Raw genomic sequence first — 26,997 nt, 5'->3', positions numbered from 1 at the left:
CTTACAAACTCTTTTTAGGCGGAAGAGCCACGTTTGCAAATATTAGCCCTGCAACAAGCGACATAAATATTAAAAACGTTTGCTGGCCAATATGCTCTGCGTATACAAAGTCTTGGCCTTCAATAAGTGAGTTTAAGCCAATGTAGGTTTTACTACCGGGTACTAATACAATTAAGCCTTGCATGGCAACAATTGAGGCTGGTGCATTAGCAACACGATTAAATAAGTTACTAAATATACCTACCGATAAAGCCCCTACAAACGTACCTAACGTGTAATCTAGGTACATAGCAGAACCAATACTAGTGCCGTAAGCAATAAAACCAGATGCAATAGACCAACCGGCATGCTTAATTTTAGTTCTAAATATAACAACTAAGCTGCTACAAAGCAGGAGTATAGCCAGCCAAGCTGTCCATTTAGGAAGAGGCTCTGGCTGCACAAAGTCTGCTTGGCCAAACATAGCAAAACCAATACCTATGCCAATAAAGGCACCAAAGTACAGTTTAAATAGCAGCATAAACGAGTCCATAACTCGCGCAGTTCCCGATACTAAATGCCTAGCTGCAAGCTCGGCTAAACCAAGCGCCAGTGCAAGGCCCGGTATAAATACAATAATGGCCGAAAGCACCACTAAACGTATGTTAATTTCGGGGGTTATGTATACACTTACCGCACAAGCTAATATAGCTGAAATAATGGCAACAAGTGGCTCAAGCATATGTGCAACGCGCTTAGAGCGTGTAGACCAAAGTACAAATACATAAACGACTAATGTAAGCAGCGATGACCACATAACATCAGTCCAACTTGTGCCCATTAGCATTGCAAACGCACCACCTGATGTTGCAAACGCAATACCGGTAACTAGTTTATTGTATGGGTTTGGCATGTCGAAAATAGCATCAAGCTGAGCGTCGACTTCTTGCAAACTTAGCTTGTCGTCAAGCATTTGATTTACTAGATCGTCGGTGTCGGCAAGTGAGCCTAAATCGTGATCGCCAGGGTCAACTCGTGCTACGTGTGTGTATTCGTCTTCGTGGCCGTCGGTCCAAATTACAAACGTTACAGAGGTTGGCGACATAACAAACGACGATTTAAGCCCTAAGTAAGTAGCCACTTCCATTAGGTGAGCTTCTAGGCGGTAAGCAGGCGTACCGTACTTGTGAAGCATTTTGCCTAACTTAACGATAAATTTGCGTTTTTCTGTGAAGGTTGCAGTTTTCAAATCTTATTTAGGCCAGTGTGTAAATAAATTAGCTAAAAGTATAGGCTAGAACGCCCATTTGTAATGGGCGCGATTTTAAACACAAATCTATAAGAGTCTAGTCATTTTTAATCTAATTTTTTATTTTTTTCTGCTATCCATTGCGCCATATATTGCGTGCTTCGCATTGTATGATGTTTGAGCATTTGTCCGGTGAAGTTTTTTTCGCGATGGGCGCTTAAATCGCTGCTTATTGCATCTATTTTATTAATGAGCGCCGCGCTTAATTTTACTTTGTCGTAGAGCGTATTGAGTATCGTATTGCCAGCTTGCTGAGCGTGTTCAAAATCAGTTTGATTGTTGTAAAGCTCAACGGCTGCATTTGCAAAATCTTCGGTATTATTGGCCACTTTACCAGACCATGGTAAATCGTTGTGCATGCCCTCTGCACCAATGCTGGTGGTAACGCTGGGTGTTTGCATTATCATGGCTTCAAGTAATTTACCTTTTATACCTGCGCCAAAACGAAGAGGCGCTAAACACACGCGCGCGCTTTGCATTACATCATAGGCGTTATCGGCCCAGCCTTTTATTAAAAACCCCGTTTTAGGGTTATTAAGTGCGGTGGCTTTTGGTGGCGGGTAAGAGCCATAAATATGCAGTTCTGCTTTTGGGATTTGCTTGCGAATTAATGGCCATATTTTTTGTAAATAAAGAACGGCATCCCAGTTTGGGGCATGTCTAAAGTTACCTATCGTCATAAAGTGTGCGCGTTCATCAAAGCTTTTAGTGGTTTTAGGTAATTCACTTAAGTCGACCATAAACGGTAAGTGGTGTAATAAGTTTGGCTCTACTTTAAACACACTGTTTAGTAAGCTCATCTCATAGCTTGAAATAATTAAACTTAGGTCGCAGCGTAAAATAGCCGCTATTTCGCGTTTTGCTATATCTGAATGTAAGTCACTGGTTGTAAACTCGCGCTCGCCTTTGTGCGCTTCGTTGCGTGCATTACGTAGGCATTGTAAATCTTCAGTATCGAGAATTTTAACGGCATTGGGGCAGTGTTTATCTACGCGCCAACCAAATTGCTCTTCCATCATAAAGCGGTCAAACATGACTATATCTGGATTATAGGCTTTAACGTATTCGTCAAAGCTTTCGCAGTTAAGGGCAATGCTTTGGCTTGTTATACCGTAGTCGTCTAGGTTAACCATGTGCTCGGTACGCTGCGCTGGGGTTGCAAATTCAACCTCCCAGTTTTGCGCTTTAAATGCATTTAATAACGACATCATGTGCGTTCCCGCAGCAGACGAATTTGGCTCTGGCCATACGTAGCCAATTACCAGCACTTTTTTCATTGGCTAGAATCTCTAATTTGTAAGTTTACATTTACCAGCGTTTTAACTGGAGGGGCTGTATTTTGTAGCAGCTCTTGCACAACTAAAAAGCTGCGCTTTGCTATTTCATCGGTATTAATAACCACCGTACTCAAGCTGCAAGGCATAACACTGTAGTTAGGTAAGTGATGGCAGCTAACTACTTTTATAGTTTGATTTGCTGGCAAGTTAAGCGAATGTATTGCTGCTATAACACCTTGTGCAATTATATCGTTTGCGCACACCACAGCATTTAATTGTGGATTTTGTTTGTAGATGTTTAAAAATGTATTTTTAGCACTGAGCGCTTGGTTGTGCGGGCATGCTATAGCCGTTAAAGGCGTTATGCTGTGCTGCGAACAAGCAGTATTAAAGCCACTTTGTAATGCTAAAGATTCGCTCATTGTAAGCTCACAGCCTATAAAAGCGATGTTTGAAACACCTTGAGCGAGTATATGCATTGTTGCTACGTGGCTGGCTTTTTTGTAATCGGGCAGCACGCAAGGGGCAGCGCTAAAAGGGATTTCGCGCATTAAGGTAATAACGTTGTGCTGCGCGCTTAGTGTATCAAGCCATTTGGCACAGGTATTTGCTACTGGGCAAATAATAAAAGCAGCTGCGTTATATTCTTTTAGGTTTTTTACTGCGCTTGTTTGTAGCTCTATGTTGTTATTAGTGCTTAGTATCATGGCTTGTAAGCCACTTTCGTTTAGCGTTTTTTCAAGGCTTGTAGCAAGCTCGGCCATTAAAGGGTTGGTTAAATCGTTTATTATAATGCCAATTAAGTTTGAACGTTTTGAGCGCATGGCGGCCGCATCGCGGTTATAAACGTAACCGAGTTCATCAATCGCTTTTAATATTTTTTGTTTGCTTTTATCGCCTACTTTTTCGCTTTTGGTAAGCAGTAAAGACACGGTTGATTTTGATACACCTGCACGCTTAGCAACATCAATAATAGTGACCGATTTAGCTGTGTTTTGCATTGTGTTTTGTGTGCCGCAGTGGTGAATAAATAGCGCTGTAGTGTAGCGTAATTAGGGTTATTAAGTCACCTTTTACAGGTGCTTAAGTTACCTTAATGCTTTATGAACATAGCAAAACGTGTTTATATACGCCTATAACAGTAAAAAATAACAAAAGGATAAAAACATGAACGCTTTTAGGCTGTTAGTTGCCTTTATTTGTTGTGTTGCATTACTGCCAACAAGCCAAGCAGAGCAAGGCTATCAAACACCGTCACCTGAACTTGCCGCTTTGGTTGATGCTAAGTTAGCACCCACTAGTTACTTATCGAGCGATGGCCAGTGGCTAGCGCTTTTTGAACGTAAGCGCGTAGTAACCCTTGATGAACTTGCAAAAGAAGAGCTTAAGCTTGCGGGTATTAAGCTAAACCCCGCTAATTTTTCGCGCTCTCGTGTGAGTGCCAAATTTAGTGCGGTGGAGCTAAAACACGTGCAAAGCGGCACGGTTATTAGCATTAATAACCTGCCTAATGGCATTATTCGCTCGCCTAAATGGTCATCTAATAGTAAATATTTAGCCTTTGTTGTTGAGCAAACAACCCAAGCCAACTTATGGCTTTACAGCGTTGAAACCAAACAAGCAAAAGAGCTTTCAAGCGCTGCGTTAAATTCGGTACTAACTGCCTCGCCATATAAATGGCTGCCAGATAGCAGCGCCATTGTTGCAAATCTTGCTGTTAATTTTGGTAAACCAAGGCTTGAAAATAACAGCCAAAGTGTAGTGCCTGTAATTCAGCAAAGTACGGGTGAAAAAGCGCCAGCGCGTACGTATCAAAACTTATTAACGAGCCCGTTTGACGAAGCGCAGTTTAAATTTTACGGCCAAGGGCAGCTGGCTTACATTACGCTTGATGGCAAAGCCCAAGCTATTGGTAGCCCCGCATTATTTAAATCGTTTTCGGTATCGCCCGACTCTACCAACATTTTAGTTGCGGGTATTAACGAGCCTTTTTCGTATCAAGTACCTTACAGCCGATTTGCCAGTACGTGGCAAATATGGGGTATGCGCGGTTATGCACTAGCTGAGCTTGCAAAGCAGCCACTTGCCGATAACATTCCACAAGGTTACGACAGCGTACGCACTGGTCGCCGTGATTTTGAATGGCGAGCTGATCAAGGCGCTGAAGTTATTTGGGCCGAGGCGCAAGATGGCGGCGACATGAAAGCCGATGTTAAGCACCATGATTATATTTACAGCTTACGTGCACCATTTAAACGCGAGCCTAAATTATTTGCCAAAGTAGAGCGCCGCTTTGCAGGTATTGAGTGGGGCAACGAAAACGTAGCCATGCTTACAGATTGGCGCTTTAGCGATCGCCAAGTGCGCACCTTTGTTATTCAACCTCGTAATGCTGACAGAAACCGCGTGTTGTTTTCAGAGCGTAGTTACAACGATGCGTATAAAGACCCAGGTAATGCAATTTACGAGCGCAACGATTTAGGCGCAAACGTAATTAAAATTGTAGGCGGGCGCTATATTTACCTGCGTGGCAATGGCGCATCAGAGCAAGGTAATATTCCGTTTTTAGACAGGTACGATGTAAAAACAAATAGTAGTAAACGTCTATGGCAATCTGAGGCGCCTTACTACGAGCGCGTACGTGCACTGCTTGACGACGAAGGCGAACGCTTTATTACTATTCGTGAGTCTAAAACTGAGCAGCCTAACTTTTTTATTCGTGATTTAGATAACGATACACTTACTCAGTTAACTAATTTTGCTCACCCGTACCCTGCATTTAAAGGCGTAAAAAAAGAGCAATTACGTTATAAACGCGATGACGGCGTAGAGCTTTCAGGCACGTTATATTTACCACCAGGGTATGATAAAACACAAGGCCCGTTACCTGTACTTATGTGGGCTTACCCGCTTGAATACAAAGACAAAGCAGTAGCATCGCAAGTTCGCGAGTCGCCTTATGCATTTACCTACATTGGCTATTGGGGCCCAATGCCTTACCTTGCTAAAGGTATTGCCGTGTTTGACGACCCTAAAATGCCTATTGTAGGTGTTGATGGCAGCGAGCCAAACGATAACTTTAGAAAGCAGCTAGTATCAAGCGCGCAAGCAGCTGTTGATGTATTAGTTAAAAAAGGCGTTGCCGATAAAAACAAAATAGCCATAGCAGGGCACTCATACGGTGCATTTATGGTAGCTAACTTACTGGCGCATAGTGATTTATTTAAAACAGGTATTGCCCGCAGTGGTGCGTATAACCGCACATTAACGCCGTTTGGTTTTCAAGGAGAAGAGCGTGATTTTTGGCAAGCACAAAGTGTGTACGCTAATATGTCGCCGTTTTTCCATGCTGAAAAAATTAACGAACCAATGCTGATGATTCACGGTCAGGAAGATCCTAATTCAGGAACCTTCCCAATGCAAAGTGAGCGCATGTACGCAGCGCTTAAAGGTTTAGGTAAAGATGCTCGCTTAGTAATGCTCCCTTATGAAGCACATGGTTACCGTGCGCGTAAAAGCTTATTACATGTGTTGTGGGAACAAGAACAGTGGTTAGATAAGTATTTGCTTAGTGATACAGCAAAGCCAGTAGAGGTTATTACTGAGCCAGTGGTAAGTGCTGGGCAATAGTAATAAACATGAGTAAGTAACAGCGCGGCTACTTATAGCCGCGTTTTTGCTTTTAATATGAGAGTAAATTAATGATTGATGTAGCAGCGCTTGCGGTTTTTATTCCTACGTTCTTTTTTGTGTCTATCACCCCAGGTATGTGTATGACCCTTGCCATGACACTCGGTATGAGTATAGGTGTACGCCGAACCTTATGGATGATGATAGGTGAGCTGTTAGGGGTTGCGAGTGTTGCCTTTGCTGCGGTACTCGGTGTTGCAAGTCTAATGCTAAATTACCCAGATGCATTCGCTATTTTAAAATGGGTAGGCGGCGGCTATTTAATTTATATTGGCGTAAACATGTGGCGAGCCAAAGGAAAAATGTCTGTTGATACCTCAAAACCAAGTGACGTAAGCAGGAAGTCGTTATTTATTCAAGGTTTTGTAACCGCAATCGCAAATCCTAAAGGGTGGGCATTTATGATTTCATTACTACCGCCGTTTATTAGTGTTGAGCATGCTGTAGCCCCTCAGCTTTTAGTGCTTGTTTTAGTCATAATGGTGAGCGAATTTTCATGTATGCTAGCATACGCAACAGGCGGTAAAAGCCTACGTTTATTTTTAAGCCGTGGTGATAATATAAAATGGATGAACCGTATAGCGGGCAGCTTAATGGCTGCAGTAGGTGTGTGGTTGGCTGTAGGCTAACTATAATGATTGATACGTACATAGTTGACCAATATGTAGCCTCAAAGTCTTTATTTCAAATTAAATAAATAGAGCTATTATACAAAAATGAGCTAAAAGTATTAACCCAAGCTGAATGCCTTGCTGTGGTTACATTTGTCTATTTTTTTGTTATCGGCTATAGAAATTTATTAATTTTCTGTGTTGCATTTTTTTACAAATTGGGTAATTCTAGCTACATATTCAAGGAAGAATGAATCAAGTCAATAACTTAGCTTTGTGCTTTCTTGCCTTTTTAATGTATAGGGAATTACCTCCATGAAAAAAGCTATTCTATCTGCAATTATTTTTGCCCCTCTTTTTGCTGGTTGTGTGTCTACATCTGATACAAACACTTCTGCTAATCTAGACCGTAATGTGGCTGTTGCTGAGCTGACATCTCGTATGGATGCTTTAGGTTATTTTCATCCAGTTGCAGTACAGGTAGGCATTGACGAATTTTTAAATATGTCAGCTATTATCCTTGAGCGCCAACGAAAAGTTATGGGCGAATACCGAACTCAGACTGATAACTACCGCGATGTACAAGCTTTTTTATATGCCCACCAAAAATCGACACCAGAGCAACTTCAAGCGGCAATAGAAGAATTTGACGCCGGTGCAAAAAACAAAGATGAAGAAATTGGTCATAAAATCGCAGCTTATAACTTAGCGAACGAAGGTATTTATCAGCAAAATGTTGAACTTGCGACAGACTTAACAATTGAAATTGCTAAATCAGCTTACATTTTAAGTCAACATAGTACAGCAATTGCAAAAGTAACTGCGTTCAGAATGGGTGGGGATTTAGTAGGTTCTTGGTTATCAAGCGATGAAGAAAATGCAGAAAAAGAAGAAGATCCTAAAGATATAGGCACAGCCCTTGTTAAAGCAAAAGATCAACTTGCGTTAGCGCTTGAAGCAAACGAAATTATAGAACTTGAGCAAGCAACAATTGCAGCAATAAATGAGTTACAACTTGAGCAAGAAGCGAAAGGCTAATGAAAATAAGCATTTTTGCTTTTTTTATAGCATGTGTTTTTAGTTGTTCTGCTCAAAGTTGGCCTGACTGGGTAACTCAACCGCAAAAAAGTGATGAATATATTACTGCGATTGGAATTGGTGAAAGTCGCTTAGCTGCAAAGCAAGCGGCTATAGCTGATATTACTACTCAACTAAGCGTTAATGTAAGTACGGAGCAATTACAAAAGCTAACAAAGCAAGACAACCAATCGATCAACTATTTTGAACAAGCAACAACTTTAACTAGTTTACCGTTTACATTAACTGGACTAGAAGAGCTTAATGCGCTTGAAAAAAATAATGCATTTGCTTTAAAAATGGGTGTTAAAAAATCGGTTTTGGTTAAAAACCTTAAATCTGATTTATCAAAACTTTCTCTTATCTCTGTACCAAAAGATAACGACGAGCAGCGCTTCATTTGGGCACTTAAACACGACGACCAACTTAATATTGCGACAAAAAAACTAGCTGTATTAGAGTACCTTTCTGGGTCTGAGTTATTAATGCATCAGACTCTAAATAATTTATTAAGTGAACAAGCAAAAGCATTAAATGCTGTTTCATGCGATGTAATAGGCGCTAACAATATTAGCGAGATTAAAGCAGCACTAAATAATGTACTTCCCCATAGCGGCAATACACGTTTATGGATACGTCCTCAAATACGCTGGCAATATGCCAAATCAAATAATATTTATTCTGCTAAAGCCAGCTTAACATTGGCGCTTACGCGAAGCTCAAGTCCTTTTAAAGTGTTATTGCAACAGGATCTTTTTGCGCAAGAGAGTGCTGCAACACCAGAAAATGCAAAACAAAAAGCGATTTATAACTTAGTACAACAACTTAAAGCGCCAGTTAGCCAGTGGCTGTTTGATATTTAGGAATAGCAATGAAATTAGTAAAAAATTTAGCTCTATCTTTATTAACATCTGCCTTATTAGCTGGGTGTAACTCTACACCACAGCAAGGTCGCTCTACTCAACAGAGTTATGTGAGTAATAGTGCCTCAAATGCAGTTATAGCAAAAAGTGCATATGTTTTTAACGATGCAGATATAACCATGCCAGCTTATTTTGACACGCAAGGCTTAGAACGTTGCACGTTTGATGTACGTAATGAAACTGATAGCTGCCCGTTAAAAAAACCTATTGTACGTATGTATTTTGACTTGGCTGGCGTGAGTGGTAGTGGCATTGGTGTTGATGCAATGCGTGAGTTTGATAATAAAAATTTATTGCTTATGCTCGAGAACCAATTTGCAGGCATTAATCGCTTTAGAATAGTAACGCGTGATGATGATGCTATTTCAAAAGAACAACAATCAATTTTACAACAGCAAGGAGCGGCAATTGCTGCCAAACGTGCTGAAGTAAAAGCCTTAATCCCTGATTTTGTCGTAAAAATTGATTCGTTGAGAACACTGAAAACTGAAGGTGCAATAACTGATTGGGCCGATTACACATTAGAGCTGACAACGGGTGTGATAAATCCGCAAACACGTGAAAAGCTATCACATCCCAATTTAGGCAAGATTCGTGTTAAATCGGAAGATGTACGCGATCGTTCAGAGTTAAAGTTTACGACAGTAAGCGGACGATACGCGGCTGGTTTTCACTTTGATCAAAGTGCTCATGTAAATGCGGTACTTAGTGATATGGGATCGCGTGGTATTGATATTTTACTTACCCGTATGCTAAGTGAGATGCCTGCAACAGCACAAGTGTTAGGTATTAAAGGCAATAAAATTAGTTTAGATAGAGGCCAAAATGCGGGGGTCCTACCTAACGAAACAATGATAATTTTTAGCTATGAAGCTGGATTTGTTGAGCCGATTGGAGTTGCGAATGTAAATCCTTCGCGCAGTAGTGCAAATGGTGAAATTATTCGTTGGAAAGCTTCCGATGCAGCCGATGATGTTAAAAATAAAGCTGAAAACGGTATTTATCGACCATCTAACGGTGCAAAAATATTTGCTGTATCGGTCGGTACTCCTGCTGACTTTTTGGAGAACAGAACATGATCAAAAAGCTTTGCTTGTTAGCATTATGTTCTTTGAGTGCGCAAGCTCAAGTGGATGTATTGTCTGATGGTACGCTACAAACACAGGCATGTGCATATGGGCGAGGCAGTACTGCTATTTCGGGTGCAAAAGCCCAGGCTAGTGCTGAGCTTATAAGTTTTATTAAAGGTAATAAAAGTCTAACAACTCAGAGTGCACAGCAACATTTAACAACAAGTTTAGATGATGATGCCGCCAGCTTATATGAGCAGCAACGCACTTCGATGATGGAAGGTTTGAGTGCAGGTGCCGTTCCTCTAAATTACTCAACGCCTACGCTTAGTGGTAACGACACTTGCATGACTGTAAGCCTTAACCCGCAAGAGTTAGGAGAGCCGCAAGAGCAAAACTGGCAGCAAACCACTCAAAATATCAGTGTGACAGTAATAGGCCAAGGCTGGAAAAAAGAAGGTAAAACAGCACTGACGATTGCAGAGCAAGATGCTCTGCAACGTGCTGTATCGCAAGTGGTAGGTGTGTGGCTTACTCAGCAGCATACGCAATCATCAAGCATGAGTATGAATATTGTTGACGGTAATGAATCAACAAATATGCAGGAGCTGATAGGGCAACAGCTTTCGAGCCATAGTGAAGGGCTTGTTAAAGAGTGGCAAACGCTGCAAACCAAAGAACTGCAAAATGGAGGTGTGGAAGTCACCGTTATGGCTGTTGTAGAGAAAGCACCTCTCATTCAAAAAGCATCTAAATTACTGAGCATGATTGGTTCGCCTAGAGTACAAGTTATTGCGCCAGAGCCATTAAAAACAGAGCTGAAAGTTTGGCTAAACGAGCAAGGTATTGAAGTTGGTAACGCGGCTAGTTTAGTTATTTATGCAAAATCTGAAGTGATTAAGCGAGGCAATAATAGACAGCTTTATTTAAGTGCTGATGTTAGAGATTTAGCTGGAAACATTTATGGTCAGTGGAAAAACGACCCTTCATTTATGTCGTTGCCTAATGACCCTTACGTAGAAAAAGATTTAATGGCAGTACATTTGGCAAGCAAGTCACAATCAAAGGCACTTCATAACACGCTTAATAATGCATTTACTCAAGTTGTTGCAAGAGGAGGATTGGTTCGTGAAATCATGCTGCCAAGCAATAAGCTAACGCAACCAGAAAAATTGCATGATGTATTAAGTACGTTAGGTGGAGTAAGTGATGTATCTATACATAAACAGCAAAAATATACTGTAGCCAGCCTTAGATTTAAAGGTAATACCGGTGAACTTGCTCATGCGCTCGATCAGGCGCTCATAACAATAACAGCAAAAAACCTTTCAAAAATTACAGTCGAAGACGATTTTACACTCAGGTACAAATAAGGATAGATGATGAAATTAAAAATATTAACATTAGCAATGGTTTTAGCTATGCCTGCAATCGCAGCGGAAGAATTTAGCTTAACAGATATGATCCCTGCTCGCCCTGGCGCGCAAGTAGCGGGTGCTGAACAAGCACAGGTTTCTGGCGATGTAGTGGTTGCAAAAGATACAAACGTTGCAGTTGCTGTTGCTCATCAGGCACTAATTGATGACGATGAAGATGGTTTGAAAATGATACAAGTAGGTAGTGGTACGGGTATTTTATCTATTGGTAGTGCCAGTTATAACACCTACGAAAATATTAATGCGACCTTGTTGTCTAAGCGTGGTGCTTATAACAAAGCCTATTTAGTAGCTAAAAAGCAGCTTATTGAAAATATGAAAGGTGTCGAAAATCAATGTTCTAATTTAGTATCGGCAACCTCGGATAGCATCGATTCTGGAGCTGAAGGCGCCGTTAATGAACAAACAACCGCGTTGGAAAATTGTAAAGATTCTGTATCTGGTTCTTTAGCTGGGTTTGTCACCTATGATGTATATGATGATGTAGAGGAAAACTTAGTACGGGTAAGCTTAATTTCTACTCCAAAGACGCGTTCGCAAATAAAAGGAAATCGTGGCGCAGTGGCGGTGACCACAGATCCTAATACTATTTTCAAACAAGTGATTAGCGATGTTAAATCAGGAGTACTGCCGCCTGTGGGCGCAAAAGTATTAACCAACGCACAAACCGGAGAAGTAATTATACTTGGTTATGGCTCGGCAATTATTCGTCAAAATCGCAGTAAAAATGTGGCGCGTAAGCTAAAAGGTGTTGCTAAATCACAATCTCAAACCCGTGCTCGTTCAGCTTTGCTTGCTACAATGCAAGGCGAAAAAGTATATTGGCAAGGTGGTTTTGATGAGAATCAAATGGAAGGTACAAAGCAATTTGAGTATGACGACCCTAACTTAAACGACCCACAACAAGTAAAGGTGTTAGAAGAGGATCGTAATACTTTCTTGAATCAAGTTAAATCATCTGATGAATATGCGACTATATCAAAAGGAAAATTACCACCAGGTGTGAGTGTTAAAAGTTTTTCAAGTGATGATAACTTATGGCAGTACAGCGTAGCAGTTTATGCTCCGAGTTTAGAAGCTACAGCGCGACAAGCAGCTAAAGAGATGGAAGGTAATAATGTTCAAACTGTTAACGGTGTAAGTCGCTACGGCCACAAGATAAAAGCACATGGAGGTTTAAACGAAAAAGCAACTAACCCTCAGGGTGTATCAGGTAAAGTAAGTAGCGAGAAGGAACTTTAATGTTATCTGGGCTGATTAGCTTGACGTTGGTGGCTTCGGCCACCTTCGATTCAGCGACGACCATCGAAAAGCAAACTGCTTTTTTTAAAAGCCAAGTAAATGGTGAATTTGCCCGAGTAATGGCACTTAAACCAAAGCTAAAAAATGCATTAGAAAATGCCTGTAGAAATGCGTTAACCATCCCAAAACGCAATGAAATAAGAGTGAAATTAGCAAAAAAGCTAACTATTGATATTGATCCATCGATAAGCTTTATTGATGCACATACCTCTGGGTATAAACAGGAAAAGCAAGGCGATTGGTTAACGTGTACGGCTAGGGTTGAAATACAAGACCCATCTTTAAATGAAGCTGGACTTGCCGTTAGAGCTGCTTGGCATGTAGGTAGCCAAAAAGATAAAGCAAACTTACGCCCTTTATTACAAGTTGCATTGAATCACCCTACAACAATGTCTGATGCAGTAGCATTAGCTGCTGCTCTGTCACCAGAGGGGCAACGTTTGAACTATCTCGATAAATATTTAAAAGCGAGTGAGTTAAAACTCGATGAAGCTAAAGCCTCTGTTGCACAAACGTGGTTTGTTAATGAGCGTTATAAACAAGTTATTTCGCTAACTCAGCAATGCGAAAGCATAGACTGTAAGCGTTTAAATTTAGCCGCTCAAACTGAGTTTGATAATCTATCTGCTGATGATTTAAGTAGTTATTTTTAATTTTATAGGGATATAAAAAATGCACTCAAAAGTTAAAATACGACTAAAAATTAGCGCGTTAGCTTGTCTAACACTTAGCTTAAATAGCTTAGCTCAAACAAGTGAAGAAGCCGAATTTGAGGCTTTTTTAAAAGCGCAGCAAAGTGAGTTTAGCCAGTACGAGCAACAGCAAAAGCAAGAATTTGAAGCGTTTGTAAGTGCCTGGCATGATGCGCAAAGTGCATATTTAAAACAAGTAACCGAAAAGTGGCAAGACCCAAACCTGCCAAGCTCAAAAGTGTGGGTAAAATACAGTGATGATTTAAATAAACGCACCAGTGTGAATTTTGAAAGTGGTGAAGTTGTAGTTGAGTTATTAAATAGCCAAAACGACGAACAAGCTGTTGAATATGCAAAAGATCAATTAAATGAGCTTTCGCAAGTAACAGTAGATAAAACACTTGCAAATGATCCGGTTTATATTGCGGCTAATAACACAATAAACAGCAAAAGTTTTACCTCAACGGGTAAGCCTTTAAATAGAAAAATTGAGCAAAGTAAGTCACCAACAACGATTCAACCTAAAAAAATAGCCGAGCAAACAGTGCTCTCTACAGAGATTGTAGAGCAGGTGCTCACTGCCAAGTCACCTGTTATAACTAAGCAAAAAGACAGAGTGACTATTAGCTATAAATTGCCCGCTAATACACTTTCGAATCAAGCCAAACGTTATTTACCTGATGTGCAGCAGCAAGCTAAGCGTTATAACTTAGACCCCGCACTATTATTGGCAATTATACATACTGAATCAAGCTTTAACCCGCTCGCTCGCTCCCCAATTCCTGCTTTTGGATTGATGCAAATTGTGCCTACTTCTGCAGGTAAAGATGTGAGTAACTTTTTGCAAGGCAAACCGTTATTACTTAGCCCTGAGTACTTATTTCAAGCGGATAACAATGTAGAAGCGGGTAGTACTTATGTGCATATTTTAAGTAATCGTTACTTTAAAAATGTACGTAACGAGCAATCCAGAATCTACATGAGTATCGCAGCTTATAATACTGGCCCCGGTAATGTAGCCAAAACGTTAAGTGGCTCTAAATCACTTAATCAGGCCAGTATTGCTGCTAATTCAATGTCTGCAGACAAAGTTTATACCTTAATGGTAAATAATTTGCCTGCGCAAGAAACCCGTAATTATTTACAAAAAGTGGTCAAACGCACCGCTTATTATCAAGAGCAATTGAAAGGAATTTAAAATGAAAAAATTATTACCTGTTATAGTCGCTTTAACATTAGGTGCATGTTCAAGCACAGAACAAACACAGTCTGAGCCATTAGCAAAAAATGATTCAGTGCCAAGCTGGGTATTATTACCAGTGTCAGATAAAGGTTTAGCATCGTCGTCATGCGTACCTTGGTCAGGCAGTATGTCAACCGACAGAGCTCAAGCTATTGCAGCAGCTCGCGCTGATTTATCTCAGCAAATACAGGTTAAAGCAAGTGTTATGGACAAGTTGTACCAACGTAAAGCGCAAAGTAATGATGAGCTAAACTTTGGTGGTACTTTTGAGCAAGTAAGCAAACAGGTTGCACAGCAAAGCCTTGTGGGTGCTGTGCCACAAGAAGTTGCCTTTGCTAAATTAGACGGGGTAAAGCAACTTTGTACATTCGTTGTAATGAGCAATACACAGGAAACGTTTAATAATCTAGTCACTCAATCTGGTAAGCGTTTAGATCCGAGTTCACGCGAAGCACTTTACGAAGAGTTCAAAGCCCAAAAAGCGATGAAAGATCTCGAAAAAGAGTTAGATAATTTAAATAAATAATTTAAAGAGTTAAATATAAATCAGGCTAATAAATTTTTATAGGGCTAATATTTACCATTAGTCCTAAATTAATCGTAGTAAAACAAGAAGACATAATGTCATCAATCACTGAATTAAAAGACAGCATCAACACTAAAACTTAGAATTTAGTACTTCTAACATTTGTTACCGCTGGTATTTATGCAACTGTATGGATGTTTATAAATACACCAAAGCTAGAGAAATTAACCTCTAAAAAGATAGCTGACAATACATTTCTAATATGGCTAGCTGTGTGTAGGGCTAGGCGGTGCTTTTGCTGGCTCAGGTGAGGAGTCTTTAGATATTATTGCTGGTTTACTTACTATTGCCTCATGGTTTTTATATATTATTTGGGCATTCCGTGCAAAAAGCGCATTACAGGAGTACGCATTACCTGGATCTTAGAATGAATGGTATTTATACCTTCTTCTTAACTATTTATTACATCAATTATTGTGTGAACGATCTACCTGAGGCCCACACATGTTTAGCATTTATGCTGTTATTACTTATTTATGGGAGTAACCACACCTCATAGAATCGGCATTGCTTAAATACCAAACATACAGCTGTAAATTAAAGCACTAAAGAACAACACAGCTAACATCATAATAACCAGCATAAAACATGAACCTTCAATTTTGGCTTAAGCTTAGTAGTTGTAATATTTAAATAGCAAATATAAGTAGATAGAGTCAATTAATCTTTGGTGTAGTTGATTTTATCAATATTTATAGGCGTGCATTTCTATGACTACAAAAATTTCTAAATTAATAGCCCCAAAAAACTCCCTTAATTTATAAAGTACTTGTTATTGTGAGTATGCTCACACCTGCAGGGGTAGTTTAACTGGGATAATGACTTATATGAATGTGGGGTTCACCAAGCATTTTTATATTGATTGGCTTACATCTCTTCTGAGCGCTTTACTAGTTATGGCTCTAATTGGCCTAATAATGATTACATTGATAAATAAGCTGATAGCTAAGTTATTACCAAACACTAGTTAACTAAAGCGTAACTTAGTTATTAGTCTATGTATGGCGTTGACTATGGAATCGCTAATGGCTTTTGTTACTGCAACTAATAATATTGGGTACAGTAATATACACGTATTTTTAGCGGGGTGGCTAGAAGGGCTACTTGCTGCATTACCTATAGGCTTGACGATAATGATAATTATGTCAGTAACGATAAAACCTAAAATAGAAAAATTTTTAAAAAGTTAAAAAATAATTATTACTATCGATAATACTCAATTATTTACATGCTTAATTTACTTTTTAACTAGGGCGTGTTGATCTTTGTGGATTGAAATTTGTTCAATCTAGGGGCGATTAAATCGCGGCGCGAGGTTTGTAACCTAGTGGGCTAAGTAAAAATCGAGCAACAAAGAGTTAATCGTCCCTAGAAAGAACCCAAAGGGCAGCGCATGTTTGGTATTTATGCTGCGTTATCGCCTATTCATGGGGAATAACCACACTACATAGGCTCCGCCTTGCCTAAAAACCAAACATACTGCTGCAAATTCACCCACCAAAGATCAACACGCCCTAGTACATACTTGATAGTTAAAAAGTGTCATCGATACTACATTACATAGATTCTGCCTTGCTTAAACCAACTATATTGCTGCAGATTTAACTTCGAAAAATAATAATGCATTAACAGTTAAAATAGAATATGGGCTTTTTATTATTTATATTGCTAATTAATCAAGGTAGTGTATAACACCTAAAATAATTCAGAATCTTTAAAAATTTAAATTGCCTTAGATATATGATCAAGTGCATTGATAACTGCTTTTTCAATTATTGGTAATTTAAAGGGTTTCGATATAAACATATCCATACCTGCTTGTTTACAAGCAAGTTTGTCTTGTGATGAAGTATTTGCTGTTAAGGCTACAATATAGGTTTTGTCATATGGACATATACTCTCTGATCTAAGTTGGTTTGTAGCTTCAAAACCATTGAGAATGGGCATTATACAATCCATAAAAATAAGGTCGTAATGCTTTTGTGTACATTTGAATATAGCGTCTTGTCCATCAACCGCTGAATCGGCTTTTATATTAAATTTACTTAATGAGGCATGTAATACAAGCCTGTTAATATCATTGTCGTCTACAACAAGTACTGATAACTCATCGCCATTAATATTTAAACTAGATTTAAGGCGTTCTTGTTTTTGTTCTTTACCTTGTGTAATTGGGATGTGAAGTAAAAATGTAGAGCCTTTATTTGGTGTACTTGTTACTTTTATGGTACCTCCCATATATTCTACAAGTTCTTTAACTATAGCGAGTCCTAGGCCTGTACCACCTTTTGAATTTTTAGCATCAACTTCTTGAGAAAAAGGAGAAAAAAGAGATTCCAAAAATCCTTTGCTCATACCTCGCCCTGTATCTGACACTTCAATATTTAAAACTTGATTAGCGTTGTTATAGCTAACACTCGTTTTTAGTATTACATGACCATTTTCGGTAAATTTAAGTGCATTGCTTAATAAATTAGAAACGATTTGACTGAGCCTGGTATTGTCACTAAAGACCCAGCAGTCATCATCTATAGTGTTATCTACTTGCAGTACAACATGGGTATTTTTAAACAGTGGAGTGTATAAAGAAGTTAAATCGGTAAAAATTGTTTTGAGTAAAAAATGACAGGGCTCTAATTTTAACTCACCATGGTTAATTTTAGAGAAATCAAGTACTTCGTTGATTATATTCAGTAGTATATCGGAACTTCTGAGCGCTATTTTTATTTTTTCAGCGCGCACAGTTTCACTGTGCTCATCAATTAACGTAGTTAGCATTCCTGTAATGCCGTTGAGCGGTGTTCTTAGTTCATGGCTTATTTTAGCAAAGAGCATGCTTCTGTCTTCTAATAAGCGTTCTGCTTGTGCTTGTTTTTTTCTAAGTTCTTCTCTAAGCATTACCGACTCAGTTATATCTTGGCAAGTGCCAAATAATCTTATACAACGGCCCGCGTCAAATTCAGCTTCTCCAAATGTTGTAACCCATAAATGCTTGTTTTTAGCTGTTATAATTTCTAATTCTAAATTCCACTTTTCACCTTTGGCAATAGCTAACTCTACTGCACGTTTAATACCGTCACGGCTTGCACCTTCTTTATAAAACTCAATTGCAGAATTCATTTGCGGTTTAAATTGTTTGTCTACTTCATGTATGAGGTATGTTTGATTACTCCATGTTATTTCTTCAGTAACTAAATCGACTTCCCAGGTGCCAATACTTGCTACATTTTCTAACTTTAATAATGTATTGCTATTCTTTTCTAATTGATCTTTTGTTATTGCGCGAGCAAATTCAGAGCCTAGCCACTGTGCGAATAGTTCGATGTAATCATAAGCGTCATCGCTAAAAGCGGTAGACATATTAGGAGATGAAAAATTGACGGTGCCAAATATTTTATCTGCAATCTTTATTGGTGCACCAATGTACGATTCTAATTGAAAATTTGTATAACACGGGTGGTTTGCAATCGAGCTCTGCGATACTTTATGAAAGGCAAGAGCAGAGCCCGCTCTTAGGGTATGTACGCAATATGTATCTTGCAAATCAAAGGTAGTACCGGGCTGAAGAGATTTGTCTGGAGTTATTGCATGTAAAACGGTATAGCAGTCTTTATCTACTTTACTAACGATGCCTAAATCGAGGCTAAATACTTCTAATCCGAATATTAAAAGTTTATTTATTTTACTTTCAAAATCAAGCGATTGGTTTGAGACTATATCGTGAAAACATCTTAGAAAATTCAAAAGAAAACACCCCGTAAGCTTTTGTCCAATTTATACAACATAAAAGCCATTTAAAGGCATATTTATTAGTTATGAAGTGAGTTTAGCAGCTTTAATCAATGATAACTAAAATTGATGCATGGATTTTTAGTTTATAACCTGTTGTTTTTATAATTTAAGTTGATTGAAGCAAATACGCTATATTAATTTAATATGAATATAACGCTGAGTAAAACGTTGGTTACATAATACTCAGGGTTTATATTTAGTACGTTGAATTTGGTGTGTATTCAGGGTTGATATCACCGTCTACTTCCTCTGGGTCAACATCGTTAATAAGCAGTGTTTCACGTACGGCTTCAATGTGATCTAGTACGCTTTGGTAGCGCTCGCCATATTCATACTTTGTCACTTCAATCGCTTTAGGCATGTAAGTAAAAGCTATTTTTAGGGCGTGGAGTGCTTCTTCGTTTATTTTTTCGCTCATAATTTTCTCTTATATGTGGGCTATAGCTAATCTGAGTTCTGGATAATAAATCTATCTCAAGTAGCTATTTTTTAGCGCTAACTGCGTTGAACTTCCTTGCAATAGACCAGCTATTGCAAAGAAGTTCGCCTTGTTTTAACCAAAAATTTCTAGCTAGAGAGAAACAGACTTAAATATCGTTATTATTTATAGTGTTTTTAAATCTCTTAACCAGAATTCAGGTTAGTTAGTAAAATAACACCAAATACAATTCGGTAAAGGCCAAAACTAACAAAAGTGAAATTTTCTAGGAAACGTATGAATAGTTTAATAGTAAAATAAGCGACTATAAAAGACGTTAAAAAGCCAACTGCGAGGGCCGTTAGGTCATCTAAGCTAAACAGTTGGTAATGTTTAAGTAAGTCGTACCCTGAGGCTGCTGCAAGTACAGGTAAACCAAGTAAAAATGAAAATTCAGCGCTGGCTTTTCGATTCAAACCACACAACATGGCACCAACAATAGAACCCCCAGCACGACTAGTCCCCGGAATTAACGCAAATACTTGTGCTACGCCAATCCAAAGAGCTTGTTTATAAGTAACTTGGGTTACATCGGTAGTAGTGCAGTGAGCCTCTTTATAACTGCGCTCTAATAGTAAAAACATCACACCACCTATAATAAACATAACACCTACTACTGATACGCTAAACAGTGTTTTTATTACATCACTAAATATAAAACCAATAATACCCAAAGGAATAAATGCAATGGCAACTTTAACCCATAAATTAATATGTTTAGGGCTGAACTTGTCTTTATAGTTGGCTAGTACCGCTAAAATGGCGGCAAGTTGGATAATGACTTCGAAGGCGAGGTTAGCGTCTGTTGATTCAATGCCTAACCACTTTGACGCTACAATTAAGTGCCCAGTTGATGATATGGGTAAAAATTCTGTTATACCTTCAATAATACCTAAAATAATCGCGTTAATTATATCCACGGTTTACTGCTTCCTGAAAAATTAAAAAAGCCCGAACTCGGCTTAACTGAAATGACGCATTACTGCGTACCTAAATTGCGAGACGTAGCATAAAAGCTCTCAATGCAAACCAACAGTGTTTTTAGTATAAAAGCGCCTTAATTTGTTTAATAAATTGCGTTAAACGGTATATGCATATTTGGCGCAAAAGGTATGGCAACCTTTTGTTGTAATGATTGCATTGAGTGTATTACATGGTTTATTGAGTTTTTGGTCATTAACGCAGGGGCAGGGATGAAGTCGATTACTTTAAAAAAGCTATTTTTACTACATAGCTGAGTAGGAATTCTTACTGCGGTACTGCTATTTGTTGCATTTAGTGGGGCGTTAGCCGTGCTGTCTCGACCTGAGTAAAAAATATGGGCAAATCCAGAGCTGCAATCTAGCCAACGCGCAAATTAATCGACTAGTAAACGAATATCATAAACAGGTGCCTAGTGAATTTGGCGAAAACATTCATGTATTTTTATCAAGTGGGCATAACTTTCATTTATTAACATTGGTATTTGAATCTCACCATCGCGATGAAAATTACGACCAAGAGGTGGCCAGAGTATTCCAGTTTCATCCGCATACTTTGGCGCTGGAAAATACTTATTATGGGCCTAGTAAAGAGTTTTACGCCAATAAAAAACAGATGCTCCAACTTATATTGGTGAGTTTCATGCAGATTTGCATTTAGGGCGACCAGTTGGGTTAATACTCACTGGTTTTTAGGTTTAACACTTTTAGTAAGTGCAGTTACTGGCTTGTTTATTCATCGTAAATTGATAAAAAAGCTCTTTACGTTTAGGCGAGAGAAAGGATTAGATATTGCAGTAAGCGATGCTTATAAGGTTATAGGTATTTGGGGCAGCGTATTTAATATTTTAATTGCTTTCACAGGAGCATTTTTAGGGCTTGCGACCGTTATTTTACTCCCAGCAGCTGCGTTTGTGAGCTTCGGTGGCGATCAGGATAAGTTAATAGAAACGTTTAGTGCAACTCCTGAGCCGGTAGTTAGCCACATTAAGCAACCTACAAAAATAGACACTATTTTAGACAATGTTAATAATCGTTACCCTGAAGCAATAATTAGGGATGTTACAATAATGGCGCATAACGATGCGAATGCGCAGGTGTATTTCGCGAATTGTTTCTTGCCATAACCAATCTAAATCAAATAAATGACCACCTTTTATAAAGCGAGCTAAATTAATGAATTCGGGACGGCATGAATAGTCGGTAATTACTTTATAATTTCGCATTGGTTGTTTGCATAAAAAATGCGGCTATATTAGTTGCCCCAGTAGAAACACCAAAATAGCGTTCAAACGGCTGGTATTGCTGTTTTAAAAACTCATAAAGCACACCTGCGGCAAATATACCGCGCATTGCACCGCCTTCAACGACGAGTGTGCTTTTATTATTGTTGTCATGGCCAATCCTTTTTATGAAATTTGATGTTATCAACTAAGTCTAAAAAATGCGATAGAGATTACTGAAGATGATAAAAAATTAAAGCCGGGCACACATCGCGAAATTCGCTGTTTTCTGGTAAGGTTTAGTATCACAAGGCTTTGTTAATAATAAAGAATAATTATTTATGTTTGATCCTAGCGTAACCATTTTTGACAGCACACAGAGTCAGCTTGCAGAAAGTCCTCTTTGGCATCCTATGCTGAACACTTTTTTTTGGGTCGATATAAATAAACAACTACTTTTAAGCAAAAATATACTCAGTGAAAGCCAACTTAAAACAGTTAATATGCCCGATATGCTCAGTGCAATAGCGTGGATTGATGAGCAGCACTTATTGTTAGGTACAAGTACTGGTTTATACAAATACCATATTAATTCGAGCACTCGCCATCGTATTCTTAATATTGAAAATACACAGCTAAATCGACGTTCAAACGATGGCCGTGCTGATCCATGGGGGGGCTTTTGGTTAAGCACAATGGATGTAAATGCTAAAAAAGGGGATGGTAAAATATACCGTTATTATAAACACCAGCTTAAAGCCGTTGTAAGTGACTTGAGTATCCCAAATGGATTGTGCTTTGATAAGTCCCGTTTACGCGGTTACTATTGCGACTCTTTAACCAGTTGTATTTATGTATTAGATTTGAATGAGCAAACTGGTGATCCTTGCGCTGAGCCACGTGTTTTTTATCAATTTAATAATACTGATGTTGACCCTGATGGCTGCGTAACCGATAAATTAGGCAATTTGTGGCTAGCTGTGTGGGGAATGGGGTGTGTTATGTGTTTATCCCCAGGCGGTGAGTTAATAAAAAAAATAGAGCTTTGTGCATTAAAACCGACATGCACTGCCTTCGGTGGTGAAAATGCTGAGTTGCTACTTGTGACATCGGCATTTGATGAAGCGATTAACAATACTGTTAGTGAACAAGGCACTGTATTTCAGATCTCCGGTATAAAAAACGGGCAGTTTGAGCCGCCCGTTTTACTGTAACTTGCAATTTACATTGATGATTAGCTTTTAGGCGTAACCCACATAACACCCACTTCTTTTTTGGTTACTAAAACCTCAGTACCGGCGCTGATTTGTTGTTCACTTTTGAGCTTCCAGCTGATACCAGAGTATTGATGTGTAGTTAAACCTTGTTCTGTTACATCACTTGTGAGTACAAAAGTAAGTTCAGCAAAGTCACTATTCACTTGCTTTTTATCTACGCGATTTTGCATTTTTTTTAATGGTTTCCAAAGTGCAACAGCCAAGCCTGCTGTTACCACTGTGTTACTCCAAAGTGCAGTGGTTAATGAGTCAGGTAAAATACCAAAACTCATTAATAATCCTGTAAGGAATAAAGATAATCCAAAAAACAATAAGATAAATGTAGAAAGGCCAAGTACTGCTACTTCTATTATTAAAGCAACAATACCAATTACCATAAGTGTTTGCGGTAAATTTTGCGTAATAAAATCCATACAAACCTCTTTATTTAGTTATTAACCTAGATGTTTTTTATTTAAGCTATTAATAATTGCCATGCCTTGGGCAACCATTGAGCTTGCATCTGTCGCGTTATCTGGCAGTAATACAATTGATGACTCACGAGCAATCGCTTCTTTAGCTGCAATTGCTTTAGTTGCTAGGTCTAGCTGTATTGCTTTTTGACCTTGCTCTGTATCTGCGGCTTCACCTACTTTGATAAGCGCATTTGCCTGTGCTTCTGCAACCGTCGTAATAGCTGTTGCTTCACCTTCAGCACGTAAAATTTGCTCGGCTTTGTCGGCTTCAGCAGCAAGTACTTGTGCTTGTTTTTTACCTTCAGCAACGTTGATATTTGCTTGGCGATCGCCTTCTGATTCTAAAATTTGAGCTCGTTTAACACGCTCAGCTTTCATTTGTGCTTCCATAGCTTCCATAATAGAGTTGGGTGGCACAATATCTTTAATTTCATAGCGAAGTACTTGGATACCCCAAGGCTCAGATGCTTGGTTTATAGCTGCAACAATGTTGGTGTTAAGTAGATCACGCTCTTCAAATGTTTTATCAAGCTCCATTTTACCTAATTCTGAACGCATAGTTGTTTGCGAAAGTTGTACAACGGCAAAAGTATAGTCGTCAACGCCATACGTAGCTTTGTAAGGGTCTAATACTCTAAAGTATAGTACGCCATCAACTATGAGTGAGATGTTATCTTTAGTGATAGCTGATTGCGATGGTACGTCTTGAGCTTGTTCTTTTAAGCTTCGATCAGCCGAGATTCTATCAATAAATGGAATAATAAAGTTAAGGCCAGCTTCTTTAGTTGATTGGTATTTACCAAAACGTTCGATTAACCAGGCGCGGTTTTGTGGTACAAATTTGACGCTACTTTTTAAAAGCACGATAACAAAAATGAGTAAAAAAGCCTCAACAGTAAAAACCATATTGAGAATTTGTGTGACTGGATCCATTTAAACATTCCTTATAATAATTAAACGCTGAGTGGTTGTATTCTTTATAATTTCAGCGCGTATAGATTATCACTACAGCGAACTTTTAACCACTAAAACTCACTGTAGCACCGACTTGGTCGGTTTTTAAAAGCTGGCTATTTTATTTCTGCCTGTTTCTTTTGCGTTATAAAGGGCTATGTCGGCGTTAGTTATAACCTCTTTGGGTTTTGTTTTGTGATTGGGTATAAAAGTATAAAACCCAATGCTTAAAGTGAGGTATTTACTGACTGTAGAAAAATTATGTTCAATTGCAAGTTCTGCGATTTTTTCCTGAATAAGAACAGCAAACCTTTGACAATGATCTGTGTCGACTGCAGGTAAAATTATCGCAAATTCTTCACCACCGAAACGAGCGGCTAAATCACCTTCACGCTTACAAATTCTGTGCAGCGCTTTGGCAACTTGTTTTAACACTTCGTCACCTAGCTGATGCCCATAGTTATCGTTATAACGCTTAAAAAAATCAATATCACACATTATTAAACTAATAGGTTCTTTATTACGTGCGCTGCGCTTAATTTCGCATTTTAAAGTTTGATCAAAACAGCGTCGATTAGCAATGTTTGTAAGGCCATCAGTATTAACTTGTTTATTAAGTTTATGGTTGGCATTAATCAGTTGCTGCTGAGTCTGTTGTAGCTCTTGTTTGTAATTTAAATTTTTGAAAGCATTAGCAAGCATTTCACCTACTAATCTTAGGCGGATAAGATCCAAATCAGTCCAGTCTCGCTTTTGAATAACACAATCACAGCCAATAAAACCAACGAGTTCTTTGTCATAGCGTAAACCAATACAAAGTACCGATTTAATTTTTTGGCGCTGAAAAATATTTTTTTCGCTTATTGCTTGAATAGGTAGCAACGTTACATCGTTTACTCTGAATAAATGGGTACGAGTCATTGAACTAAAAAAATAAGGGAGGTCGCTTTTCAAAATGTTTTGTAATTCGTCTTTAAATGCTGGGATACCATTATTTACCCATTCGTGGGTGTTGTTTATGGTTTTACCATCTTCGGCAAACTTAAAGAGATAACTTCTATCGGCATTGCAAACGGTACCGACTGCTTTTAATGCATAGTGGATATGCTTATCAACATCGTCATTTTGAATATCGATTAAGTCAGTTGAGATGTTCGATACAATGTTATCAAAATCATATTGTTCATCTACGTTGTTATTTAATATGTCGATAATAATAATGGAGTTTGAATTAGGTAATTTTGCAAATTTTACGTTGAGTAGCAATTTAGATGCTTGTTTCGATAAAATAAACTGGCATTGGTTATTTGCTGTAAAATAATTAAAGAATAAATCTTCTGCCAACAGCTTTTTTTTACTGTGATGATTGGTTAGAGTAATCTGTGAAAAATCAGTTTTACAAAAATGTGATTGATTTTTTAAGCTAAACAAGTCCTGTGCCTGACTGTTAAGTTTAAATATATCTTGATTGGCATCATAAAGTAATACACAAAACGGCAGTAATTCCAAGTTTTGCCATATTTCATCTGGTAGGTTATTACTCACTCAACTCTCCATGTGTTTAAGCCATAAATAAATTTTTTCTTTACTAACTATTAGCACATTTTTTTTGATTTACTAAGTTTTTAGTGCGTTTGCGGGCAGTACATATTATAATTGATACTGTATATCATTGCCATTTCTACTCTAAGCCATCTTTGGCTTATTTGCACTTTAAGTATAGGTTATTCAAGCATTTAATGACAGAAATCACTACACACCAAGCTTCTCGTCGTCGGTTACTTATTGCGCTAGCAATTACTTGTTCGTTTATGGTAATTCAGGTTATAGGTGCTTATTATTCAAATTCGCTTGCTGTGCTTGCTGATGCGGGGCATTTATTTGTCCACAATAGCTCGCTATTCATAGCACTAATAGCGTCAAGCCTCGCTATTCATTTTGCCAAAACATATAACGATGGTCATCAACGAGCAGAGCTTATTGGTGGCTTAGTAAATGGTTTTTTGTATTTAGCAATCAGCTTAATTATTTTGTACGAGGGTGGCGAGCGTTTTGTTCATCAACACGAGGGTAACGAGCTGGCGGTTAATAGTTATTTAATGTCAGTTATTGCAGCTATTGGTTTTTTATTTCATGGTGCAGCTGCATGGGTTTTATATAAGGGGCGTAAGGCAAGTATCAATGTTTATGCGGTATTTTTGCATTCATTTTTTGATTTGATTTCAACAGTGTCTACATTTGTTGCTGGTATTCTTATATATTTAACTGGCTGGATTGTTATTGATATTTTATCAAGTATGTTAATCGCTTCTTTTGTATTATTTACAGGTATTAAAGTGATTATTAGCTGTATGAAAGGGCTTCGTTTAAACAAAGCAAAATTGCCTAAAGTCTCAGACATCGAACATGAAATTACGACTATTGAACATGTATATAATGTACATAATGTAACTGTAACACGAAAGTATAAAAATATAGTCGTTGGTGCGCACGTTGTATTAAAGCAGCATTGCACGGTTGAAAAACACGATGAAGCGTGCCGCTTAAAAGTAGAGAAACTCCTATCCGAAAGATTTAACGTCAAAAATAGTGTATTGCAAATAGAAAGCCACGAATGCCCGCATATTAATTGATAGTTTATTT

Annotated in this window: 25 protein-coding genes and 1 pseudogene; 16 read left to right on the top strand and 10 right to left on the bottom strand. The window is 38.4% G+C overall.

Annotated elements, in window-relative coordinates:
- Window position 1 precedes the first annotated feature (1 nt).
- From V6260_RS08850 to V6260_RS08840, 3 genes are all read right to left on the bottom strand, one after another.
- Window positions 2–1,228 carry a threonine/serine ThrE exporter family protein gene (locus V6260_RS08850; RefSeq protein WP_210999792.1) on the bottom strand — a complete coding sequence of 409 codons (1,227 nt, stop codon included), beginning with the start codon at window positions 1,226–1,228 and terminating at the stop codon, window positions 2–4.
- Window positions 1,229–1,335: 107 nt separating this feature from the next.
- The gene (locus V6260_RS08845; RefSeq protein WP_341593729.1) at window positions 1,336–2,565 is read right to left on the bottom strand and encodes a glycosyltransferase; all 1,230 of its coding nucleotides are present in this window, start codon (window positions 2,563–2,565) and stop codon (window positions 1,336–1,338) included.
- A complete protein-coding gene (locus tag V6260_RS08840; protein ID WP_341593728.1) occupies window positions 2,562–3,566 on the bottom strand; it encodes a LacI family DNA-binding transcriptional regulator in 1,005 nt (334 codons plus the stop codon). Before V6260_RS08840 ends, V6260_RS08845 begins: the two co-directional genes overlap by 4 nt.
- Window positions 3,567–3,732: 166 nt before the next feature.
- On the opposite strand from V6260_RS08840, the gene V6260_RS08835 reads away from it, so the two are divergent.
- From V6260_RS08835 to V6260_RS08775, 13 genes are all read left to right on the top strand, one after another.
- The gene (locus tag V6260_RS08835; RefSeq protein WP_341593727.1) at window positions 3,733–6,195 is read left to right on the top strand and encodes a S9 family peptidase; all 2,463 of its coding nucleotides are present in this window, start codon (window positions 3,733–3,735) and stop codon (window positions 6,193–6,195) included.
- A 71-nt stretch (window positions 6,196–6,266) separates the two neighbouring features.
- Entirely contained in the window at window positions 6,267–6,884 is a 618-nt protein-coding gene (locus V6260_RS08830; RefSeq protein ID WP_341593726.1) for a LysE family translocator, read from the top strand.
- Window positions 6,885–7,181: 297 nt separating this feature from the next.
- Complete coding sequence (locus tag V6260_RS08825; RefSeq protein WP_341593725.1) at window positions 7,182–7,904, top strand: hypothetical protein; 723 nt, start codon at window positions 7,182–7,184, stop codon at window positions 7,902–7,904.
- Window positions 7,904–8,806: an LPP20 family lipoprotein gene (locus tag V6260_RS08820; protein WP_341593724.1), complete on the top strand. Its 903-nt coding sequence runs from the start codon at window positions 7,904–7,906 to the stop codon at window positions 8,804–8,806. Before V6260_RS08825 ends, V6260_RS08820 begins: the two co-directional genes overlap by 1 nt.
- Window positions 8,807–8,814: 8 nt before the next feature.
- Window positions 8,815–9,945 (top strand): hypothetical protein, encoded by a 1,131-nt coding sequence (locus V6260_RS08815; protein ID WP_341593723.1) that lies wholly within the window; start codon window positions 8,815–8,817, stop codon window positions 9,943–9,945.
- Complete coding sequence (locus V6260_RS08810) at window positions 9,942–11,309, top strand: hypothetical protein (RefSeq protein WP_341593722.1); 1,368 nt, start codon at window positions 9,942–9,944, stop codon at window positions 11,307–11,309. Before V6260_RS08815 ends, V6260_RS08810 begins: the two co-directional genes overlap by 4 nt.
- 9 nt (window positions 11,310–11,318) lie before the next feature.
- Window positions 11,319–12,614, top strand: coding sequence for a hypothetical protein (locus V6260_RS08805; protein ID WP_341593721.1), 1,296 nt, complete (start codon window positions 11,319–11,321; stop codon window positions 12,612–12,614).
- Window positions 12,614–13,327: a hypothetical protein gene (locus V6260_RS08800; protein WP_341593720.1), complete on the top strand. Its 714-nt coding sequence runs from the start codon at window positions 12,614–12,616 to the stop codon at window positions 13,325–13,327. Before V6260_RS08805 ends, V6260_RS08800 begins: the two co-directional genes overlap by 1 nt.
- Before the next feature lie 19 nt (window positions 13,328–13,346).
- Window positions 13,347–14,564, top strand: a complete 1,218-nt coding sequence (locus tag V6260_RS08795) for a murein transglycosylase domain-containing protein (protein ID WP_341593719.1) — start codon at window positions 13,347–13,349, stop codon at window positions 14,562–14,564.
- 1 nt (window position 14,565) lies between these two features.
- Window positions 14,566–15,135, top strand: coding sequence for a hypothetical protein (locus V6260_RS08790; RefSeq protein ID WP_341593718.1), 570 nt, complete (start codon window positions 14,566–14,568; stop codon window positions 15,133–15,135).
- Window positions 15,136–15,329: 194 nt separating this feature from the next.
- A complete protein-coding gene (locus V6260_RS08785) occupies window positions 15,330–15,446 on the top strand; it encodes a hypothetical protein (RefSeq protein ID WP_341593717.1) in 117 nt (38 codons plus the stop codon).
- A 567-nt stretch (window positions 15,447–16,013) separates the two neighbouring features.
- On the top strand, window positions 16,014–16,166 hold the full coding sequence (locus tag V6260_RS08780) for a DUF2798 domain-containing protein (protein ID WP_341593716.1): 153 nt from the start codon (window positions 16,014–16,016) through the stop codon (window positions 16,164–16,166).
- A 54-nt stretch (window positions 16,167–16,220) separates the two neighbouring features.
- Window positions 16,221–16,385 (top strand): hypothetical protein, encoded by a 165-nt coding sequence (locus V6260_RS08775; RefSeq protein ID WP_341593715.1) that lies wholly within the window; start codon window positions 16,221–16,223, stop codon window positions 16,383–16,385.
- 532 nt (window positions 16,386–16,917) lie between these two features.
- On the opposite strand, the gene V6260_RS08770 is transcribed toward V6260_RS08775, so the two are convergent.
- From V6260_RS08770 to V6260_RS08760, 3 genes are all read right to left on the bottom strand, one after another.
- Window positions 16,918–18,939, bottom strand: a complete 2,022-nt coding sequence (locus tag V6260_RS08770; protein WP_341593714.1) for a hybrid sensor histidine kinase/response regulator — start codon at window positions 18,937–18,939, stop codon at window positions 16,918–16,920.
- Window positions 18,940–19,183: 244 nt separating this feature from the next.
- On the bottom strand, window positions 19,184–19,405 hold the full coding sequence (locus tag V6260_RS08765) for a hypothetical protein (protein WP_002960604.1): 222 nt from the start codon (window positions 19,403–19,405) through the stop codon (window positions 19,184–19,186).
- A gap of 206 nt (window positions 19,406–19,611) precedes the next feature.
- On the bottom strand, window positions 19,612–20,385 hold the full coding sequence (locus V6260_RS08760; protein ID WP_341593713.1) for an undecaprenyl-diphosphate phosphatase: 774 nt from the start codon (window positions 20,383–20,385) through the stop codon (window positions 19,612–19,614).
- A 788-nt stretch (window positions 20,386–21,173) separates the two neighbouring features.
- Between V6260_RS08760 and V6260_RS08755 the strand changes: the two genes are divergently transcribed.
- Window positions 21,174–21,572 (top strand): PepSY domain-containing protein, encoded by a 399-nt coding sequence (locus V6260_RS08755; protein WP_341593712.1) that lies wholly within the window; start codon window positions 21,174–21,176, stop codon window positions 21,570–21,572.
- Here the strand turns inward: V6260_RS08755 and V6260_RS08750 are convergent.
- Window positions 21,540–21,798, bottom strand: a pseudogene (locus V6260_RS08750) (patatin-like phospholipase family protein); the annotation flags it as partial. The gene V6260_RS08755 and the pseudogene V6260_RS08750 overlap by 33 nt on opposite strands.
- 211 nt (window positions 21,799–22,009) lie before the next feature.
- On the opposite strand from V6260_RS08750, the gene V6260_RS08745 reads away from it, so the two are divergent.
- Window positions 22,010–22,882, top strand: a complete 873-nt coding sequence (locus V6260_RS08745; protein WP_341593711.1) for an SMP-30/gluconolactonase/LRE family protein — start codon at window positions 22,010–22,012, stop codon at window positions 22,880–22,882.
- A 20-nt stretch (window positions 22,883–22,902) separates the two neighbouring features.
- Here V6260_RS08745 and V6260_RS08740 read toward each other — a convergent pair whose 3' ends face one another.
- From V6260_RS08740 to V6260_RS08730, 3 genes are all read right to left on the bottom strand, one after another.
- Entirely contained in the window at window positions 22,903–23,358 is a 456-nt protein-coding gene (locus tag V6260_RS08740; protein ID WP_341593710.1) for an NfeD family protein, read from the bottom strand.
- A gap of 21 nt (window positions 23,359–23,379) precedes the next feature.
- Entirely contained in the window at window positions 23,380–24,333 is a 954-nt protein-coding gene (locus V6260_RS08735) for a slipin family protein (protein ID WP_341593709.1), read from the bottom strand.
- A gap of 126 nt (window positions 24,334–24,459) precedes the next feature.
- Window positions 24,460–25,899: a diguanylate cyclase domain-containing protein gene (locus V6260_RS08730; RefSeq protein ID WP_341593708.1), complete on the bottom strand. Its 1,440-nt coding sequence runs from the start codon at window positions 25,897–25,899 to the stop codon at window positions 24,460–24,462.
- A 194-nt stretch (window positions 25,900–26,093) separates the two neighbouring features.
- Between V6260_RS08730 and V6260_RS08725 the strand changes: the two genes are divergently transcribed.
- Complete coding sequence (locus V6260_RS08725) at window positions 26,094–26,987, top strand: cation diffusion facilitator family transporter (protein ID WP_341593707.1); 894 nt, start codon at window positions 26,094–26,096, stop codon at window positions 26,985–26,987.
- Window positions 26,988–26,997 lie beyond the last annotated feature (10 nt).

It is taken from the genome of Pseudoalteromonas aliena (genome assembly GCF_038155085.1).
In the GTDB taxonomy this organism is placed as follows: Bacteria; Pseudomonadota; Gammaproteobacteria; order Enterobacterales; family Alteromonadaceae; genus Pseudoalteromonas; species Pseudoalteromonas aliena_A.
The sequence above is the reverse complement of the archived record's forward strand: the minus strand, read 5'-3'. Positions and strand labels throughout refer to the sequence as shown.